Source organism: Dorea sp. D27 (assembly GCF_001185345.1).
In the GTDB taxonomy this organism is placed as follows: Bacteria; Bacillota; Clostridia; order Lachnospirales; family Lachnospiraceae; genus Extibacter.
The window spans coordinates 1-1,164 of sequence record NZ_KQ236751.1; the positions used below are offsets into that span (position 1 = coordinate 1).

The following is a 1,164-nucleotide window of genomic DNA, read 5'->3' on the forward strand; positions in this document are numbered from 1 at the left end:
TAGGACTTCCCGTCGGTCAGCTTATAGATGAGCCAGCTGTCTATCGTGCCGTGGCAGATCTCACCTGCGGCCGCCTTCTCTCCTGCCCCTTCCACATGCTCCAGTATCCAGGCGATCTTGGACGCCGGGAAGTAGGGGGAGAGGTTCATGCCGGTAGCCCTGCGGATCAGGCGGCCGCTCCCGTCAAAGAGGAGGGCCTTCGTCCCCTGGGTGCTCTGGTCTATGCTGATGATATAATTGTCTGACATCTTTTCCCCTCCAATCATAAGGGTTGTACGAAAGGGGTCAGACCCCTGTAGCCACAGGGGTCTGACCCCTATGCAAATTCCTACAAAACTCCCTTTATTGTCTTTACAATTCCTTCTGCGTCCAGCCCGTAATGCCGGAACACTTCCTTCGAGGTCCCCGTGATCACCGGCGCATCCGGCAGCGACAGGTTCACCACCCGTTTCGGGCATTCGCTCCCGACCACCTGGCTCACCATCGATCCCAGGCCTCCGTACGGGGCGTGCTCCTCTACCGTCACCACCGCTTTCGCTCCCGTCGCCGCCCTGATGATGGCTGCACGGTCCAGCGGCTTCACGCAGTACATGTCTACCACCGTCACTCCGATCCCCTCTTCACGCAGCTGCTCCGCCGCGTCCGCCGCAGGCTTCACCATCTCCCCGCAGGCGATCACCGCCACGTCGCTCCCTTCCGTCACGAAGGTCGCCTTATCCATCTCGAAGGGCACCTTCCCTTCCTCGTATACGTCCTCCACCGCGTTCCGGCCTACCCGGATGTACGCCGGCTTCTCATCCTCCAGCAGCGCCTTCGTAAGAAGCTCCGTCTGCAGCCGGTCGCTCGGCAGGTACACCCGCATGTTCGGCACCGCCGACATCGCCGCGATGTCCTGCGCCGAGTGGTGGCTCATCCCCAGCGCTCCGTAGCTCACCCCTCCGCTGATCCCGATCAGCTTCACGTTCGTGTCCGAATACGCCACGTCTATCTTGCACTGCTCATAGCTCCTCGTCGACAGGAAGCACGCCGGCGATGCCGCGTACGGCTTCTTCCCGCACTTCGCAAGCCCCGCCGAGATGCTCACCAGGTTCTGCTCCGCGATCCCCGTCTCCACGAACTGCTCCGGCAGCCCGTCTGCGAACGGCGTGAACGACGCGCTCCCCC

The 1,164-nt window shown here is 62.2% G+C and carries 2 protein-coding genes; both read right to left on the minus strand.

The features are described from left to right. A partial coding sequence (locus HMPREF0980_RS18355; protein WP_242847446.1) for an FGGY family carbohydrate kinase occupies positions 1-248 on the minus strand: 248 nt, incomplete at its 3' end. An 80-nt stretch (positions 249-328) separates the two neighbouring features. After that, on the minus strand, positions 329-1,164 hold an 836-nt coding region (locus HMPREF0980_RS18360), incomplete at its 5' end, for a transketolase family protein (protein ID WP_049730518.1).